This is a genomic window from Microbacterium sp. NPDC055442 (assembly GCF_053644215.1).
In genome coordinates, this window is the sequence record NZ_JBSHLF010000004.1 from 147390 (window position 1) to 161536 (window position 14147).

Consider the following 14147-nt stretch of genomic DNA (forward strand, 5'->3'; position numbering starts at 1 on the left):
GCCGCGGACGGACGACGGTGGTCGGCATGGATCCACAACAGCACACCTACGCCGAACTGCGCGCGTCGGGCATGACCCGACGCGGCATCGACCGCGCTGTGCGCGCCGGTGACCTGATCCGCGTCCGCAAGGGGCGCTACCTCGAGTCGCACGCCGCATCCGACGTCGTCCGCGCCGCACGCCTGGGCGGAAAGCCCGACTGCATCTCGCTCCTGGCCGATCTGGGTGTGTTCGTGCTCGAGCGTCCTGCGCTGCACATCGTCGTACCGGTGGGATCCAGTCGGCTCGGCACCGTGCCGAAAGGGGTTGTCCGGCACTGGCGGTCGCTCGACGACGATGTCGTCGCCAACCCGGTCGTCGTCGGGGCGCTCGCACAGGCCTGCCGGTGCCAGCCCATCCCCGCCGCTATCGCGACGCTCGACAGCGCGTGGCACCTCGGCCTCGTGGAGGAGGCGGAGATCGCCGACGTGCTCAGTCTTCTGCCCGCGCGGTATCGCGCGATCCGCCCGTTCCTTGACCCCCTGGCGGAGTCGGGGCCGGAGACACTCGTGCGGCTCATGCTGCGCCGGCTCGGCAGCTCGTGTGTCGCGCAGGTCGAGATCCACCGCGTCGATCTGCTCGTCGACGGATGGCTCATCGTCGAGTGCGACAGCAAAGCCTTCCACTCGAGCTGGAAGCAGCAGCGCGATGACCGCCGCCGCGACTTCGCGGCGGCTCAGGCCGGCTACGTCACGCTCCGACTCCTGGCCGAGGACATCATGTACCGGCCCGACGAGGTCATGTCCGCGCTTCGCGGCGCGCTCAGCGGACGCCCAACTGTGCACAACTCCTCACGGAAATCCGGTTCGGCCGCTTCAGGGGCCTCGCGGCACTTCCTATGAGGAGTTGTGCACGGCCCACCCCACGGTCAGACCCCGGCAGGCAGCGGCGGCCCAGCCCCGAACCCGCTCAGCGGCGGCGGAGCAGGCCCACGCGGTCGTACACGGTGTCGAGCGTCGCGTTCGCGACGGTCTCGGCCTTCGCGGCGTTGGCGGCGAGCACGCGGTCGAGTTCGGCGGGGTCGGCGAGCAGGTCGAGCGCACGCTGCCGCACGGGGCCGAACTCACCGACGACGACCTCGGCGAGGCCTTTCTTGAAGTCGCCGTAGCCGCGGCCGGCGTACTCGTCCTCGATCGCCGGGATCTGACGGCCCGTCAGCGCGGCGTAGATGACGAGCAGATTCGACACCCCCGGCTTGTTCTCGCGGTCGTAGCGGACCGACCCTTCGGAGTCAGTCACCGCCCGCATGATCTTCTTCGCGGATGCCGCCGGGTCATCCAGCAGCCACAGGACACCGGCATCCGACTCGGCCGACTTGGACATCTTCGCGGTCGGGTTCTGCAGGTCGTAAATCCGCGCGGTGTCGCGCTGGATGACCGGCACCGGCACGCGGAAGGTCTCGCCGAAGCGCGCGTTGAATCGCTCGGCGAGGTCGCGGGTGAGCTCGACGTGCTGCTTCTGGTCGTCGCCGACGGGCACGATGTCGGTCTGGTAGAGCAGGATGTCGGCGGCCATCAGCACGGGGTAGGTGAAGAGTCCGACCGAGGTCGCGTCCGAGCCGTAGCGTGAGGTCTTGTCCTTGAACTGCGTCATGCGCCCGGCCTCGCCGAACCCCGTGATCGTCGACAGCACCCACTGCAGCTCGGCGTGCGCCGGGACCTGCGACTGCACATACAGCGTCGACTTGGACGGCTCGATACCGGCGGCGATGTACTGGGCGGCCGTGCGCCGGGTCTTCTCGCGCAGCTCGGCCGGATCGTTGGGCTGCGTCAGGGCGTGCAGGTCGACGACCGAGAACACCGCGTCGTACGACTCCTGCAGGTCGCGCCATTGCATGAGGGCCCCGATGTAGTTGCCGATCTGCAGGGAGTCGGCGGAGGGCTGCATGCCGGAATACAGGCGCGGTTTGCTCATCCCTCGATCCTACGGCGAACGGATGCCGCGCCCCGGCCCCGCGGCGGTGCCCCCCGGGCGCCCGGCGCCGCCCCCTCCCCGGGGCCGCCCCCTCCCTGGTGCCGCCCCCTCCCTGGTGCCCCCCGTGCACGCTCGGCCCCCCGGCCCACTCGGCGCCCCCGGCCCCCGGCGGCACCCCCTGCACGCCCGGCGCCGCTCTCCCCGGTGCCGCCCTCTCCCTGGTGCCGACCCCCTGCACGCCCGGCGCCGCCCCCTCCCTGGTGCCGACCCCCTGCACCCCCGGTGCCGCCCCCTCCCTGGTGCCGCCCCCTCCTTGGCGCCGCCCCTCGTCGTGCTCTCGAAGGGTTTGGGGCGGATTTCCCTGGAGACACGCCGCACCCTTCGGCGCGTCGCCGTGGGAATCCGCCCCAAACGCCAGGGGTGGCGGGGTAGCGGCAGCGGTTCTTGAGGGTGAGGAAAGAAGCGAGGTTCTTGACGGAGCGGATGCCGGAAAGTCCGCCGAATCCGCTGGTCCGACCCCTACGCTGGGCCCGTCGGCGCCCGCGTCGGCCCTGTCCGCGCGCAGAGGAGCAGCGTGATCGACCCCGACATCATCGACCCGGCAGCGTCCATCGCGCCGACGACCGGCCCCGTGCCGCTCGCGCGGCGCGCCGTCTACTTCGTCTCGGACTCGACGGGCATCACGGCCGAGACGGTCGGCAGCGCCCTGCTCGCCAACTTCCCCGGCGTCGAGTTCGAGCGGCACACCATCCCGTTCGTCGACACCCTCGAGGGCGCCCGCGCCGTCGCCGCCGACATCGACGCCGCGGCCGAACGCGGCGCCTCGCCGCTGCTGTTCACGACGGTCAAGCAGGCGCCGCTGCGCGCCGTGCTCGCCGAGGCCCGGGCCGTCATGATCGACCTGCTCGCGGGGCATCTGACCGAGCTCGAGCGCGCCCTGGGAACGACGGCGTCCGAGCAGCTCGGCCAGTACCACGCGGTCGGCGACATGCACCGGTACTTCGCGCGCATGCGCGCCGTCGAATACGCGATCGAGCACGACGACGGGCAGTCGATGCGGGCGCTCGATCTGGCCGACGTCATCCTCATCGCGCCCAGCCGGTGCGGCAAGACCCCCACCACGATGTACCTCGCGCTGCAGTACGGCCTGCTCGTCGCGAACTACCCGATCACCGACGACGACTACCCGACCGAGGGCCTTCCGCGCACCGTCGCGCCCTACGCCGAGCGGTGCTTCGGGCTCACGACGACGCCGCTGCGGCTCAGCCAGGTGCGGCACGAGCGTCGTCCCGGCTCGCACTACGCGAGCCTCGAGCAGTGCACGCTCGAGCTGCGCCGCGCCGAAGACCTGTACCGACGCAATCGCGTCCCCTTCCTCAACTCCGCGACGAAGAGCGTCGAGGAGATGTCCGCCGTCATCATGCAGACCATGAGACTGCGTGGTGCCTGACAAACCCCGAGAGGTCATCGAATGAGCAGCATCCTCTGGTTCCAAGACATCGGCATGTCCGACCTGCCGCAGGTCGGCGGCAAGAACGCCTCGCTCGGCGAGATGGTGTCGCACCTGTCCGAGGCGGGCGTCAAGGTTCCCGGCGGGTTCGCGACGACCTCCGACGCGTATCGCGCCTTCCTCGCGCACGACGGTCTGGCCGACCGCATCCGCACCGCCGTCGAGGCGGTCGACGTCGACGATGTCGCGGGGCTCTCCCGCGTCGGATCCGAGGTGCGCAGCTGGATCGAGGCGCAGCCGTTCCCGGCCGACCTCGAGCGCGACATCCGTGCCGCCTACGACCAGCTGCTCGCGGGCGACCCCGAGCCCGACCGCGTCACGTGGGCGGTGCGCTCCAGTGCGACGGCCGAGGATCTTCCGGATGCCTCGTTCGCGGGCCAGCAGGAGACCTTCCTCAACATCGGGGGCATCGACAACGTGCTCACGGCCATCTCGCACGTGTTCGCGTCGCTGTACAACGACCGCGCGATCGCGTACCGCGTGCACCACGGCTTCGACCATCACGACGTGGCGCTGTCGGCCGGGGTGCAGCGCATGGTCCGCTCCGACGTCGCGGCGTCGGGCGTGATGTTCACGGTCGACACCGAGTCGGGCTTCGACCGTGCCGTCTTCGTCACGGGCGCCTACGGGCTCGGCGAGGCCGTGGTGCAGGGGGCCGTCAACCCCGACGAGTTCTACGTCTACAAGCCCGCCCTGCGGGCCGGGCGCCCCGCGATCCTCAAGCGACAGGTCGGCGAGAAGGCGATTGCGATGCGCTACACCTCGGGCACCGAGGTCGGCGGCACGACGGCTTTCGAGAACGTGCCCGAAGCCGACCGCCGGCGCCTGTGCCTCACCGACGCCGAGGTCGAAGAGCTCGGCCGCCAGGCCCTCACGATCGAAGAGCACTACGGCCGTCCGATGGACATCGAGTGGGCCAAGGACGGCATCACCGGTGAGCTGTTCATCGTGCAGGCGCGGCCTGAGACGGTCGTCTCACGCGCCGACGGCAACGTCATGCGCCGATTCGTGCTGCGCGAGCGCTCGGACGTGATCGTGACCGGTCGCGCGATCGGGCAGAAGATCGGCGCCGGCCCCGTGCGGGTGCTCCGCGACATCGCGCACATGGAGCAGTTCCAGGCCGGCGACGTGCTCGTGGCAGACATGACCGACCCGGACTGGGAGCCGATCATGAAGAAGGCCTCGGCGATCGTGACGGACCGGGGCGGACGCACGTGCCACGCCGCGATCATCGCGCGCGAGCTGGGGATCCCCGCCGTCGTCGGCGCGGGCGATGCGACACGGCGGCTCGCCGACGGTGCATCCGTCACGGTGTCGTGCGCCGAGGGCGACGACGGCTTCGTGTACGAGGGTGCTCTCGCGTTCGATGAGGAGGAGACCCACCTCGACGCGATGCCCGAGCTGCCCGTCAAGATCATGATGAACGTGGGCACGCCCGATCAGGCGTTCTCGTTCGCGAAGCTCCCGAACCGGGGCGTCGGGCTCGCCCGGCTCGAGTTCATCATCAACCGGCAGATCGGCATCCACCCGCGCGCGCTGCTCGAGTACGAGTCGCTTCCCGCCGACCTCAAGACCGAGATCGGCGACCGCATCGCGGCCTACCCCTCACCGAGGGACTTCTTCGTCGAGCGCGTCGCCGAGGGCGTCGCGATGATCGCGGCGGCGTTCGCTCCCGAACCGGTCATCGTGCGGATGAGCGACTTCAAGTCGAACGAGTACGCCAACCTCATCGGCGGGGAGCGCTTCGAGCCGCACGAGGAGAACCCGATGCTCGGGTGGCGCGGGGCGTCCCGCTACGTCTCGCCGGACTTCCGGGAGTGCTTCGACATGGAGTGCGAGGCGATGCGCTACGTGCGCGACGAGATGGGGCTGACGAACGTCAAGCTCATGATCCCGTTCGTGCGGACCGTCACCGAAGGGCAGGCGGTCGTCGACCTGCTCGCCGAGAACGGTCTCGTGCGGGGGCAGAACGGCCTCGAGGTCGTCATGATGTGCGAAGTTCCGTCGAACGCACTGCTGGCCGATGAGTTCCTCGACGTCTTCGACGGCTTCTCGATCGGCTCCAACGACATGACGCAGCTCACGCTGGGGCTCGACCGCGACTCGTCGCTCATCGCGAGCACGTTCGACGAGCGCGACCCGGCCGTGCGCAAGATGCTCGCGATGGCGATCGAGGCGTGCACGCGCCGCGGCAAGTACATCGGCATCTGCGGGCAGGGGCCGTCGGATCACCCCGACCTCGCGGAGTGGCTGCTCGACCAGGGGATCGAGTCGATGTCGCTCAATCCCGACACGGTCGTCGAGACCTGGATGCGCCTGGCGGGTCAGCGCCCCAGCGCGTAGTCGGCGACGACGGGGGCGTGGTCGCTCCAGCGCGTGTCCCAGGAGGGGGCGCGCACGACGTGATAGTCGCTGACGCGTTCGGCGAGGCCCGGCGTCGCGAGGTGGTAGTCGATGCGCCAGCCGGTGTCGTTGTCGAAGGCCTTGCCGCGGTTCGACCACCACGTGTACGGCCCGTCGACGTCGCCGGCGGCGCGCCGGCCGATGTCGACCCAGCCGAGCCCCGTGCCCGCCGACCCGTCCACGCCGGTCACATCGGCACCGACCTCGCCCAGGAAGCGGTCGAAGTACGCGCGCTCGCGCGGCAGGAAGCCGGACTTCTTGACGTTGCCGCGCCAGTTGCGGATGTCGAACTCGCGGTGGCCGACGTTCAGGTCGCCCATGATGAGCGCGAGCGGGGTCTCGGCGGCGAGACGGGGCAGCCGGCGTTCCATCGCGTCGAGGAACGCCCACTTGGCATCCTGCTTCGGGGTCTCGGCCTCACCCGTCGGCACATAGGCGCTCACGACGGCGAGGCGCTCGCCGTCGACGTCGAAGTCGACCTCGATCCAGCGGCCGGCCGAATCGAGCAAGGGGTCGTCGCCGAGCACGCGGCGCACATCGACCGCGTCGGTGCGGGATGCCACGGCGACGCCGGCGCGACCCTTCGCGAGCGCTTCGTCGTTGACGATGCGCCAGCCGGGCAAGGCCTTCACGAGCTCTTCGCGGGGCGCCCGGACCTCTTGCAGCGCCATGATGTCGACATCGGCCCGATCGAGCCATTCGAGCATCCCCTTGCGCGCCGCCGCGCGGATCCCGTTGACGTTGACAGAGGCGATGCGGATTCGGCGAGGCACGCCCGCCAGCCTATCCGCGGGCGCGGACACGCCCGTCACTCGAACAGCGAGCCCCGTCGCGGTGCCGGGGGAGGGGAGGCTTCGAGTTCCGCGAGCTTCGTCTTCGCCTCGCGCACGGCGCGGTCCGCGATCCAGGCGCGGTACCAGGGAGCTCCCGTCCGGGCCTCCCGCGCCGAGCGCAGCTGCACCCGCGCGGCGATGAGGAGGGCGCGGTGCTCCTCGACGAGGCGCTCCGCCTCGGTCTGGTGCAGCAGCGGCTCGTTCTCGTCCTTCGCCGAGACCGCCATCCAGGCCGACGCGACGAGGATGATCGCGCCGATGATGCGGAACCACAGCAGCAGACCCACGAAGATGGCGAAGGTCGCCAGCAGCGGGTTGCGCGGCGTATAGCTCAGCAGCAGTCCGGCGCCCACCTGGAGCAGCGTCACGGCGCCGCCGCCGAGCAGAGCGCCGGGCCAGATCTGCCGCCAGCGCAGCGACGTCCCCGTGAGGAACTTCACGAGTGCGGCGAGCGCGCCGGTGTAGAGCACGAACGAGACGACGATCGAGGCGAGCCGCACGCCGAGCTGGTACCAGATCGTGTGGGTGCCGACCCCGAACAGGTCGAAGACGAGGCTGAGCGCCCAGGTGCCGATCGACGTCGCCGCGGATCCGAGCAGGAGCGCCACCCCGAAGATGACCGCCGCGACCAGGTCGCGGGCCTTCAGCAGCGCGTAGTTCCGGCTGTCGGGGCGGATGCCGAAGATGTCGCGCACGGCGCGGCGGGCGAACGTGACGAAGCCGATCGCGGTCCAGATGAGGGCGCCGAGGGCGATGAGTCCGGTGACGCCGAGCACGCTCGCGCTCGTCCTGGCGATCTCGGTGACCTGAGCGGTCGTGAACAGGCCCCGGTCCGGGGTGTCCGAGATGAGACCGGGGATGTAGCCGTTGATGACGGCGATGAGGCCGTTGATGGCCGCTTCGCTCGCGCCGAGCCACAGTCCGGTGATCGCGAAGGCGACATAGATCGCGGCGAAGATCGCGAACAGCGCCTGATAGCTCACGCCCGCCGCGAGGACGAAGCCGTTGTGCTGCAGGAAGTGCCGCCACACCCGCACGGGGAACCAGCCGAGCGTGCGTCTCGTGATCGCCGTCGCCTTGTTGATCGGCGTGTCGAAGCGCTCGCGCAGATTCTCCTGCGTCGCCTCCCACCGCTCGCGCAGCGACTCCTCGGCGGCGCGCACGTCGTCGTCGGCGGACGGCTGCGGGTGACTCGAAGACACCCTCATCACCTTAGCGAGGGCATGCGCGGGCTACGGTTCGCTCTCGATGCGGTCGCACGCGGGATCTGCTCAGGAACCGCCGCGCAGGACGGCCTGCTTGACCTCGGCGATCGCCTTGGTGACCTCGATGCCGCGAGGGCACGCCTCGGTGCAGTTGAAGGTCGTGCGGCACCGCCACACGCCCTCCTTGTCGTTGAGGATGTCCAGGCGCACGTCGCCCGCGTCGTCGCGCGAGTCGAAGATGAAGCGGTGCGCGTTGACGATCGCAGCCGGCCCGAAGTACTGCCCGTCGGTCCAGAAGACGGGGCACGAGGACGTGCACGCGGCGCACAGGATGCACTTGGTGGTGTCGTCGAACACTTCACGGTCCACGATCGACTGGATGCGCTCCTTGCCGGGCTCGGCCTTCGTGCCCGGGATGAGGAACGGCTGCACTTCGCGGTACGACGCGAAGAACGGCTCCATGTCGACGATGAGGTCCTTCTCGAGCGGCAGGCCCTTGATCGCCTCGACATAGATCGGCTGCGAGATGTCGAGGTCCTTGATGAGGGTCTTGCACGCGAGCCGGTTGCGCCCGTTGATGCGCATCGCGTCGGACCCGCAGATCCCGTGCGCGCACGAGCGGCGGAAGGTCAGCGAACCGTCGACCTCCCACTTGATCTTGTGCAGGGCGTCGAGCACGCGGTCGGTCGAGTACAGCTCGACGTCGTAATCCACCCAGCGCGGCTCTTCGTCGACCTCGGGATCGAAGCGGCGGATGATGAAGGTCACCAGGAACGACTGGATGCCGGTGTCCTCGGCCGCGTTCTGCGCGATCTCCTGCGCGTCGGCATCGGTGCGTTCGATGACGTCAGTGGCGCTGGTCACGTCAGTACTTCCTCTCCATCGGCTGGTACCGGGTGATCACGACCGGCTTCCAATCCAACGTGATGTGGTCGTCGGCGTTCGACGAGTGCGGGTCGCCCGTCAGGTACGACATCGTGTGCTGCATGTAGTTCTCGTCGTCGCGCTTCGGGTAGTCGTCGCGCATGTGTCCGCCGCGGCTCTCCTTGCGGTTGCGCGCGGTCACGACGACGACCTCGGCGATGTCGAGGAGGAAGCCGAGCTCGACGGCCTCGAGCAGGTCGGTGTTGAACCGCTTGCCCTTGTCGTCGACGTGGATGTTCCGGTAGCGCTCGCGCAGCTCCTCGATCGTGCCGAGAACCTCGGTGAGGGACTCCTCGGTGCGGAAGACCTGGGCCTTGCGGTCCATCTCCTCCTGCAGCGTGCGGCGGAGCACCGCGATGCGCTCGGTTCCGGGGTTGTTGCGCAGGCCCTCGATCATCTCGCGGACCTCCTTCGCCGGGTCCTCGGGCATCGGCACGAATTCAGCGGACTTGACGTACTCGACGGCGTTGCGGCCGGCGCGCTTGCCGAAGACGTTGATGTCGAGCAGCGAGTTCGTCCCGAGACGGTTGGAGCCGTGCACCGAGACGCACGCGCACTCGCCCGCGGCATAGAGGCCGGGGACGACCGTCGTGTTGTCGCTGAGCACCTCGGCATCGACGTTCGTCGGGATGCCGCCCATCGCGTAGTGCGCCGTCGGCATGACGGGCACGGGCTCGACGACGGGATCGACGCCGAGGTAGGTGCGGGCGAACTCGGTGATGTCGGGAAGCTTCGTCTCGAGGACCTCGGCGCCCAGGTGCGTGCAGTCCAGCAGCACGTAATCCTTCTCGGGTCCTGCCCCGCGGCCTTCGGCGACCTCTTGCACCATGCAGCGGCTGACGATGTCGCGGGGGGCCAGGTCCTTGATGGTCGGGGCGTAGCGCTCCATGAACCGCTCGCCCGACGCGTTGCGCAGGATCGCGCCCTCGCCGCGCGCGCCCTCGGTGAGCAGGATGCCGAGACCGGCCAGGCCCGTCGGGTGGAACTGGAAGAACTCCATGTCCTCCAGCGGGAGGCCCTTGCGCCAGACGATCCCGACGCCGTCGCCCGTGAGGGTGTGGGCGTTGGAGGTCGTCTTGAAGATCTTGCCGAAGCCGCCCGTCGCGAAGATGACCGCCTTCGTGTGGAAGACGTGCAGTTCACCCGTAGCGAGGTCGTATGCTACGACACCGGCGATCTGCGTCGCGCCGGCGGCATCCTTCACCGTGATCAGGTCGAGGACGTAGAACTCGTTGAAGAAGTTGATGCCGAGCCTGACGCAGTTCTGGAAGAGCGTCTGCAGGATCATGTGGCCCGTGCGGTCGGCGGCGTAGCACGCGCGGCGCACGGGGGTCTTACCGTGGTCGGCCGTGTGACCGCCGAATCGGCGCTGGTCGATCTTGCCCTCGGGGGTGCGGTTGAACGGCAGGCCCATGTTCTCGAGGTCGATGACGGCGTCGATGGCCTCTTTCGCGAGGATCTCGGCGGCGTCCTGGTCGACGAGGTAGTCGCCGCCCTTGACGGTGTCGAATGTGTGCCACTCCCACGAGTCCTCTTCGACGTTCGCGAGCGCCGCGGCCATGCCGCCCTGCGCCGCGCCGGTGTGCGAACGCGTCGGGTACAGCTTCGTGATGACCGCCGTGCGGGCACCCGGGCCCGCTTCGATGGCGGCGCGCATGCCGGCGCCGCCCGCGCCCACGATCACGATGTCGAACTCGTGGTAGTGGACGCCGTCCTTGACGTAGCTGTCAGTGGTCTGGGTACTCACGTGATGGATGCCTCTGCTGTCTGGATGCGTGGAGAACGGGTGCAGCCGGCTCAGGGCTGGGTGCTGCAGAACTCTGCGAGCACGCTTCCGTCGCTCAGGTTGGGGATGCACGGGTCGAACGTGAACACGACGAGCGTGCCGAGGACGATGAGGAATCCCGCCGACAGCCACAGCGCCCACACGAGCACGCGACGGGTCGTCTGATGGGTCACGTAGTCGTTGACGATCGTGCGCATGCCGTTCGCGCCGTGGATGAGCGCGAGCCACAGCATCAGGACATCCCACCACTGCCAGAACGGCGTGGCGAACTTGCCCGCGATGAACGCGAAGTCGAGCCCGTGGATGCCCTCGCCGAGCATGAGGTTGACGAACAGGTGCCCGAAGATCAGGACGACGAGCAGCACGCCCGAGACGCGCATGTAGATCCAGCCGGCCTTCTCGAGGTTCGGCCCCTTGCGGCGGACGGCGGCGCGCGGTGCGCGAGGGTCGGCGATTGCGGTGGTCATCAGTGCCCCCCTCCGAACGCGAGCATGAGGTGTCGCGGTGTGAAGCCGAGCATCGTGACGAGCCAGAGCCCGAGGACGCCCCACCACAGCTGACGCTGGTGGCGCGTCGCCCACGACCAGAAGTCGACGAGGATGATGCGCAGGCCGTTGTAGGCGTGATAGGCGACGGCGCCGACGAGGGCGACCTCGCCGAGTGCCATGACCGGGTTCTTATAGGTGCCGATGACGGCGTCGTACGCGTCGGGCGACACGCGGATGAGCGCGGTGTCGAGCACGTGCACGAGCAGGAAGAAGAACAGTGCGATGCCGGTGATGCGGTGAAGCACCCAGGACCACATGCCCTCGTTGCCTCGGTAGAGCGTCCCCCGTGGGACGCGAGAAGTCGTCTCTGATATCGACGGTGTCTCGCGGGCTGGTGCCGACACGGCCGTCCTCCCTGGATCGATCTCGAGTGGGGGCGGAATCGATGCCCCGGATGATCCTTCGCTGCCGAACGGATCACCGGCGTCACGCGGGCGCTCCGACCATCCTATTGCCGCTCGAGAGGAGGTGGCGACGTAGGACACCCTTAGCCCGCGACCCGGATAGCCTGGAGCGCATGACGGAGCCCATCGCCGACTTCTACGCCGTGATCCCCGCCGGCGGCATCGGCAGCAGGCTGTGGCCGCTGTCTCGTGCCGAGGCGCCGAAGTTCCTGCACGACCTCACCGGCGCGGGGCACTCGCTGCTGCGGGCGACGTGGGACCGGCTCGAGCCGATCGCCGGCGCCGACCGGATCGCGGTCGTGACAGGACGCGCGCACCGCGCGGCCGTCGAGGCCGACCTTCCCGGCATCCCGGATCGAAACGTCTTCCTCGAATCCGAGCCGCGCGATTCCACCGCCGCGATCGGGCTGGCCGCCGCCGTGCTGGCCCGCCGTGAGCCCGATGTGCTGATCGGATCGTTCGCCGCCGATCACGTCATCCGAGTGCCGCACCTGTTCGACTGGGCGGTGCGCCAGGCGGTCGCGACGGCACGCGAGGGATACATCGCGACGATCGGCATCCAGCCCAGCGAGCCGTCGGTGGGCTTCGGCTATATAAAGAAGGGCGACGGGCTCATCATCGACGGCGCGCCCGAGGCTGCACTCGTGGACAGCTTCGTCGAGAAGCCCGATCTCGAGACGGCCAAGCAGTACTTCGCCGAGCGCTCGTACCTGTGGAACGCGGGCATGTTCATCACGCGCGCCGATGTCCTGCTGGCCGAGATCGAGGCGAACCGCCCGGCCCTGCACGCGGGACTTCTCGAACTCGCCGAGGCGTGGGACGACCGCGATGCGCGCGGCCCCGTCGTCGACCGCGTGTGGCCGACCCTCGAGAAGATCGCGATCGACTACGCCGTCGCCGAGCCCGCCGCCGCCAAGGGGCGGCTCGCCGTCATCCCCGGCCATTTCGACTGGGATGACGTGGGCGACTTCGCGAGCCTGTCCAAGCTCAACTCGGGCGGGCGCAAAGACAACCTCGCGATCCTCGGCGAGAACGCGCGGATCCTGTCGGACACCTCGAGCGGAATCGTCGTGAGCCAGACGCCCCGTGTCATCAGCGTGATCGGAGTGAAGGACATCGTCATCGTCGACACCGAAGACGCGCTCCTGGTCACCACGACCGAGCACGCGCAGCGCGTCAAGGGTGTCGTCGACGCCCTGAAACTGACCGGCCGCGGCGACGTCCTCTGACCTCGCCGGGTTGCGTCTTCATAACCTTTCGGCGTCAACCGTCTCGTGGGGTGTACGAGGGCGCTGTCGGCGTGGGTAATCTTTACCGTCCCCGCGAGAGACGCGGGGCTAAGGATGTGGAGGCTGAGTTGACCATCTCACGCACCAAGAAGCTGGGCGGCCTCGCTGCAGCAGCCGGCATCGCCCTCGTCCTCGCCGGTTGCGGCGCCGCGCCCGAAGCCGGGGGAGACGGCACGGAAGCCCCCGAGGCCACCGAGGGCTTCACGCCCTGCCTCATCTCCGACGAAGGCGGCTGGAACGACAAGTCGTTCAACCAGTCGGCCAAGGAGGGCATGGACCGCGCCGCGGCCGAACTCGGCGTCGAGGCGATCGAGGTCGAGTCCAACTCCGCCAACGACTACGCCCCGAACCTCGAGAACCTCGTCGCGGAAGGCTGCACCTTCATCGTGTCCGTGGGCTTCAAGCTGTCGGCCGACACGATCGCCTCGGCGACGGCGAACCCCGACCTCGAGTACGCCATCATCGACGACTGGGCCGACGCGGACGGCGACGGCACGACCGACGCCCCCAACATCAAGCCCCTCCTGTTCGACACGGTCCAGGCCGCGTACCTCGGCGGCTACGCCGCAGCGGCGTGGTCGAACGCCGCGGGCGTCGACAAGGTCGGCACGTTCGGCGGCATCCCGATCCCGCCCGTCACGATCTTCATGGACGGCTTCGTCGACGGCGTCGAGAAGTACAACGAGGACAAGAGCGTCGATGTCGCGACCTTCGGGTGGGACGTCGCAGCGCAGGACGGCGCGTTCACGGGCGGCTTCGCCGCGAACGACGGCGCGAAGCAGACCGCTCAGGGCATCCTCGACCAGGGCGTCGATGTGATCCTGCCGGTCGGCGGCCCCGTCTATCAGAGCGCGGCAGCGGCCATCAGCGACGGCGGCGGCGACGTCGTCATGCTCGGTGTCGACTCCGACCTCGCGGTCGCCGACCCGAGCGTCGCCGACATGGTGCTCGTGTCGATCCTCAAGCGCATCGACCAGTCGGTGTACGACGCCACGATCCAGGCGGCAGCCGGCGACTTCGACGCCACCCCCTACGTGGGAACGCTCGAGAACGAGGGCGTGGGCCTGTCCGGCTTCGGCTCGTTCGAGTCGCAGCTGCCCGACGGCCTGCTCGACGAGCTCGACGCGCTGCGCGAGCAGATCATCTCGGGTGAGCTCGAGGTGACCTCGCCCGCGTCGCCCATCGGCGGCTGAGCGCACGCCAGTACCGCACAGCGGCCGGGTGGATGCTTCGTCCACCCGGCCGCTGTTCTTTCCGGGCGCTTCTTCCAGGCCGGCGGGACGACTAGATAA

General features: G+C 69.2%; 12 protein-coding genes. 5 read left to right on the plus strand and 7 right to left on the minus strand.

The window, feature by feature from the left end; genetic code table 11:
- Positions 1-26: 26 nt before the first annotated feature.
- A complete protein-coding gene (locus tag ACWIBS_RS10415; protein ID WP_376126559.1) occupies positions 27-881 on the plus strand; it encodes a hypothetical protein in 855 nt (284 codons plus the stop codon).
- Between the two features lie 67 nt (positions 882-948).
- Here the strand turns inward: ACWIBS_RS10415 and trpS are convergent, their stop codons facing one another.
- The gene (trpS, locus tag ACWIBS_RS10420) at positions 949-1953 is read right to left on the minus strand and encodes a tryptophan--tRNA ligase (RefSeq protein WP_376126561.1); all 1005 of its coding nucleotides are present in this window, start codon (positions 1951-1953) and stop codon (positions 949-951) included.
- Between the two features lie 574 nt (positions 1954-2527).
- On the opposite strand from trpS, the gene ACWIBS_RS10425 reads away from it, so the two are divergent.
- On the plus strand, positions 2528-3403 hold the full coding sequence (locus ACWIBS_RS10425) for a pyruvate, water dikinase regulatory protein (protein WP_376126563.1): 876 nt from the start codon (positions 2528-2530) through the stop codon (positions 3401-3403).
- 21 nt (positions 3404-3424) lie between these two features.
- Complete coding sequence (gene ppsA, locus ACWIBS_RS10430; protein WP_376126566.1) at positions 3425-5806, plus strand: phosphoenolpyruvate synthase; 2382 nt, start codon at positions 3425-3427, stop codon at positions 5804-5806.
- On the opposite strand, the gene ACWIBS_RS10435 is transcribed toward ppsA, so the two are convergent.
- The 6 genes from ACWIBS_RS10435 to sdhC all read right to left on the minus strand — a co-directional run bounded on the left by ACWIBS_RS10435 (position 5788) and on the right by sdhC (position 11506).
- Positions 5788-6639 carry an exodeoxyribonuclease III gene (locus tag ACWIBS_RS10435; RefSeq protein WP_376126569.1) on the minus strand — a complete coding sequence of 284 codons (852 nt, stop codon included), beginning with the start codon at positions 6637-6639 and terminating at the stop codon, positions 5788-5790. The two genes, ppsA and ACWIBS_RS10435, sit on opposite strands and share 19 nt — an antisense overlap.
- A 35-nt stretch (positions 6640-6674) precedes the next feature.
- Positions 6675-7901 (minus strand): YihY/virulence factor BrkB family protein, encoded by a 1227-nt coding sequence (locus ACWIBS_RS10440; RefSeq protein ID WP_376126571.1) that lies wholly within the window; start codon positions 7899-7901, stop codon positions 6675-6677.
- A 69-nt stretch (positions 7902-7970) separates the two neighbouring features.
- Positions 7971-8717, minus strand: coding sequence for a succinate dehydrogenase iron-sulfur subunit (locus ACWIBS_RS10445; RefSeq protein ID WP_376126819.1), 747 nt, complete (start codon positions 8715-8717; stop codon positions 7971-7973).
- A 52-nt stretch (positions 8718-8769) separates the two neighbouring features.
- Positions 8770-10575: a succinate dehydrogenase flavoprotein subunit gene (gene sdhA / locus ACWIBS_RS10450; RefSeq protein ID WP_376126573.1), complete on the minus strand. Its 1806-nt coding sequence runs from the start codon at positions 10573-10575 to the stop codon at positions 8770-8772.
- A gap of 50 nt (positions 10576-10625) precedes the next feature.
- The gene (locus ACWIBS_RS10455; protein WP_376126576.1) at positions 10626-11081 is read right to left on the minus strand and encodes a succinate dehydrogenase hydrophobic membrane anchor subunit; all 456 of its coding nucleotides are present in this window, start codon (positions 11079-11081) and stop codon (positions 10626-10628) included.
- A complete protein-coding gene (gene sdhC / locus ACWIBS_RS10460; RefSeq protein ID WP_376126579.1) occupies positions 11081-11506 on the minus strand; it encodes a succinate dehydrogenase, cytochrome b556 subunit in 426 nt (141 codons plus the stop codon). The genes ACWIBS_RS10455 and sdhC overlap by 1 nt, the downstream gene beginning before the upstream one ends.
- A 173-nt stretch (positions 11507-11679) precedes the next feature.
- Between sdhC and ACWIBS_RS10465 the strand changes: the two genes are divergently transcribed.
- A complete protein-coding gene (locus ACWIBS_RS10465) occupies positions 11680-12795 on the plus strand; it encodes a mannose-1-phosphate guanylyltransferase (RefSeq protein ID WP_376126582.1) in 1116 nt (371 codons plus the stop codon).
- Positions 12796-12923: 128 nt separating this feature from the next.
- Positions 12924-14048, plus strand: a complete 1125-nt coding sequence (locus ACWIBS_RS10470) for a BMP family lipoprotein (protein ID WP_376126585.1) — start codon at positions 12924-12926, stop codon at positions 14046-14048.
- Positions 14049-14147 lie beyond the last annotated feature (99 nt).

Bases quoted from the DNA above. Each gene is read 5' to 3' on its own strand.
- ACWIBS_RS10415 (WP_376126559.1), top strand. From the start codon at position 27: ATGGATCCACAACAGCACACCTACGCCGAACTGCGCGCGTCGGGCATG.
- trpS (WP_376126561.1), bottom strand. From the start codon at position 1,953: ATGAGCAAACCGCGCCTGTATTCCGGCATGCAGCCCTCCGCCGACTCC.
- ppsA (WP_376126566.1), top strand. From the start codon at position 3,425: ATGAGCAGCATCCTCTGGTTCCAAGACATCGGCATGTCCGACCTGCCG.
- ACWIBS_RS10455 (WP_376126576.1), bottom strand. From the start codon at position 11,081: ATGACCACCGCAATCGCCGACCCTCGCGCACCGCGCGCCGCCGTCCGC.
- ACWIBS_RS10465 (WP_376126582.1), top strand. From the start codon at position 11,680: ATGACGGAGCCCATCGCCGACTTCTACGCCGTGATCCCCGCCGGCGGC.